Raw genomic sequence first — 3494 nt, forward strand, 5'->3', positions numbered from 1 at the left:
AGAGCTGGCTGTTCATCGCCTCCAGCGCCATCCCGCCGGCGCCGCCCAGGGCGCGAAACAACAGGGCCAGGCTGCGCTGATGATCCGTCAGCGCGACCTGCGCCTCGGGGAAATCCACATTGGCACGGCGGGTGATAAAGCGGTGCCAGACGCTGCCGACCCACTCTTCCAATTCCAGGGTAAAGGCCATGACGTGTGCTCCAAACGTAAAACGGCCCGCTATACCAGCCGGGCCGCCCTCTTAGGGATTGACGATCAATACACAATCGGCGCTGGCGCACCGGCGACTGCTTGGCGTTGGCGGAAGCTGTACAGGTAGCAGAGCAGCCCCAGCAGGAACACCACGCCACTGGCCAACCGGGCCCAGAACAAGACAGTCAAATGCTCGACCGTGGCCATGAACGGCAAGGCCACACCGTCCGCCGGCCAGCGCTGCAACCACACCTGTACCACGCCGGCGGCGGTGAGGAACAAGGTGATCATCACCATCGACAGCACCATCAGCCAGAAGCCCCAGATTTCAATGGTCTGCGAACGCGCATCGGGGGCTTCGCCGAGGCCGCGCAAGCGTGGCATGGCGTAGCTGATCAGGGTCATCACGATCATCGCGTAGGCCCCGAAGAACGCTAGGTGGCCGTGGGCCGCCGTGAGCTGGGTGCCGTGGGTGTAGAAGTTGACCGGTGCCAGGGTGTGCAGGAAGCCCCAAACCCCGGCGCCGAAGAACGCTGTCACCGTGGTGCCCTTGGCCCACAAGGTGGCCGCGCGGTTCGGGTGCTGGCGCCGCCGACGCTTGACCATGGTGAAGGCGAACATCACCATCGCCAGGAACGGCAGCGGCTCCAGGGCCGAGAAGATCGAGCCGACCCACAGCCACACCTCGGGTGCGCCGATCCAGAAGAAGTGGTGCCCGGTGCCGATGATCCCGGTGATCAAGGCCATGGCGATGATCACGTACAGCCATTTCTCCACCACTTCACGGTCGACGCCGGTGACCTTGATCAGCACGAATGCCAGCATCGAGCCCATGATCAGTTCCCACACGCCTTCGACCCAAAGGTGCACCACCCACCACCAGTAGAATTTGTCCCGTGCGAGGTTGCCGGGGTTGTAGAAGGAGAACAGGAAGAACACCGCGAGGCCGATCAGACCGGTCATCATCACCATACTGACCGTGGTCTTGCGGCCCTTGAGCAGGGTCATACCGATGTTGTAGAGAAAGCCCAGGCACACCACCACAATGCCCATTTTGGTAATGGTCGGTTGCTCGAGGAACTCGCGACCCATGGTCGGCAACAGTTCGTTATGGGTCAGCTTGGCCAGCGCCGCATACGGCACCAGCAGGTAACCGAGAATGGTCAACACCCCGGCCACTGCGAACACCCAGAACAGCACGATCGCCAGTTTGGGGCTGTGCAGCTCGCGGTCGGCCTCCTCGGGGATCAGGTAATAGGCGGCGCCCATGAAGCCGAACAACAGCCAGACGATCAACAGGTTGGTATGGACCATCCGCGCCACGTTGAAGGGGATCAACGGGAACAGAAAGTCGCCCACCACGTATTGCAGGCCCATGATCAGGCCAAACAGCACCTGGCCGACGAACAGGATCAAGGCAAACACAAAGTAGGGTTTGGCCACGGCCTGGGATTGGAATTTCAGATAGGGATTGACGCTGCGCATGGCTCAGCCCTCCTTGTTCGGTGGCCAGTTATTGGTATCGATCTTCGAGCTCCATTTGAGGAACTCGGCCATGTCGTCCACCTCCTGGTCGCTGAGGTTGAATTGCGGCATGGCCCGACGCCCCGGCACCCCAAGGGGCTGCATTTTCATCCAGGCGTGCAGGAACGGTTTGAACCCTTCGTCACCCCCACGACGCTTGAACACATTGCCCAGCTCCGGCGCAAAGTACGCGCCCTCGCCCAACAGGGTGTGGCAACCGACGCAGTTGTTGCGCTCCCAGACGCCCTTGCCGCGGATCACCGATTCAGTGAGTTGGTCGACGTTGCTACGGGCGGGAAAGGTTTGTTCGGTGTGGTAGGTCAAGGCCAGGAAAATCAGGAAGAAGAACACGCTTCCTCCGAAATAGATGTTCCTGGCCATGCCCTTGGTGAAGGTCTCTGACATGGTCGCTTCCTCATGGCTTGGCGGTGGCCATGATAGGAAGGTGGGGGGTGAAAACCGCTTGATGGCGATCAAGAATTGTTGATCGGGGTGGTCGGGTATTCTTGGGGGATTGAGTAGCGGTCGGTTGCGGCGGTGGCAGTGCCGTCTTAAAGCGGGTTTTCATCGGCTCGAAAATATTGAATAAATCTGTCCCGTTTGGCTAATACCCGTCAGTTAAGGAATAACACTGTCATTGTGGCGAGGGCGCTTGCTCCCGCTGGGACGCGAAGCGGCCCAACAGAGGGGACTGCTACGCAGTCCAACGGGAGCAAGCTCCCTCGCCACGGGCTACCGGTTGCTCGCTCTATCGCTTAACTGAGCGGCATTGTCCCGTGCGATTCAGGGTGTGGCGAAGAAGTTAAGCGTGCGCTTGAGCGTTGCCCAGTGAGCCGCTTCGGCGGGCCCGAGGGGTTGGGTCTTGACGTAACTCAACGCGATCAGGCGGCGTGTGCCCGGTAGTTGCAGCGCCAACTGGTACTGGTACAAGTTGTCGCTGCCTTTGTTGAAACTGTTCTGCACTTCATAGGCATCGACATCCAGTGCGGCCCCCACCTTTATGGCTTGCACTGGCGAGTAACGAAGGTACTTCTCCTGTTGCTCGAGCGCTTTTAGCTGCGCTTGGAAGTTACTTTGCAACGTTTCGCCGTCCGCCAGCGGGCTACGGCTGACGACCAGCGTGGTGCCCAGGTTGGCGAACTTGAGGATATTGATCGAGGCATCCTGTACGGCTGCATCGGGCAAGGTGAATTGGGCTTCATTGATCAGGTAGTTCATGGTGCAAGCATCTCGTTATTGGCCGGCGCCCGGCGTGTCCGCAAATGTTGATTCGACGGCGTTATGGATAGTGGCTCGCACACCCTGCTGACCGGGTGATGTGCCCTTGTCACTGCCCTGATTGATATCCAGTTTGCCTTGTGTCTGGATCTTGCTGCTGCCGGAGGAAAACAGATTGAACGAGCCACAGGTCAGGTTGATGGCTCCGTCTGCCGTGAGCTCAATCACACTGTCGCCGCACACCAGGCGAATACTGTCTCCAGCTTCGACGGTATAGCGCGTGGCGGCGCTGTCGGATTTGGCGCCGCCCACCAGCACGGTGTCGTTGTTGCGCACTACGCGCAGGTGATTAGCGCCAATCGTCACCGTCTCGTTGTGCCCAATACGCTTGTTGCGGTCATGCCCCACCGAGTGGCTTTCGTCTACTTCGACGACAATGTCCTGATTCCGCTCGGCATGGATATACAACTGCTCCAACCCCTTCTTGTCCTCCATGCGGATTTCATTGAAGTTGGCCGGCGTGCCGCCCTTGCTCGAACGACTTTTCATGCCGCTCTGGG

The 3494-nt window shown here is 59.7% G+C and carries 4 protein-coding genes and 1 pseudogene; all 5 read right to left on the minus strand.

The genetic code is table 11. The features are described from left to right. Positions 1-190 (minus strand): annotated as a pseudogene (locus L9Z73_RS27500) (nitric oxide reductase activation protein NorD); the annotation flags it as partial. A gap of 65 nt (positions 191-255) precedes the next feature. Continuing rightward, positions 256-1677, minus strand: coding sequence for a cbb3-type cytochrome c oxidase subunit I (locus L9Z73_RS27505; RefSeq protein ID WP_247407808.1), 1422 nt, complete (start codon positions 1675-1677; stop codon positions 256-258). Positions 1678-1680: 3 nt separating this feature from the next. Further along, positions 1681-2121: a c-type cytochrome gene (locus tag L9Z73_RS27510; RefSeq protein WP_247407810.1), complete on the minus strand. Its 441-nt coding sequence runs from the start codon at positions 2119-2121 to the stop codon at positions 1681-1683. Positions 2122-2499: 378 nt separating this feature from the next. Continuing rightward, entirely contained in the window at positions 2500-2934 is a 435-nt protein-coding gene (locus L9Z73_RS27515; protein ID WP_247407811.1) for a DcrB-related protein, read from the minus strand. A gap of 15 nt (positions 2935-2949) precedes the next feature. Then, positions 2950-3494 (minus strand): bacteriophage T4 gp5 trimerisation domain-containing protein (locus tag L9Z73_RS27520; protein ID WP_430624319.1); only part of this gene is annotated, 545 nt, incomplete at its 5' end.

It is taken from the genome of Pseudomonas emilianonis (genome assembly GCF_023072625.1).
GTDB classification, from domain to species: Bacteria; Pseudomonadota; Gammaproteobacteria; order Pseudomonadales; family Pseudomonadaceae; genus Aquipseudomonas; species Aquipseudomonas paraveronii.

Coding starts and splice junctions, on each gene's coding strand:
- L9Z73_RS27505 (WP_247407808.1), bottom strand. CDS start 1,677: ATGCGCAGCGTCAATCCCTATCTGAAATTCCAATCCCAGGCCGTGGCC.
- L9Z73_RS27510 (WP_247407810.1), bottom strand. CDS start 2,121: ATGTCAGAGACCTTCACCAAGGGCATGGCCAGGAACATCTATTTCGGA.
- L9Z73_RS27515 (WP_247407811.1), bottom strand. CDS start 2,934: ATGAACTACCTGATCAATGAAGCCCAATTCACCTTGCCCGATGCAGCC.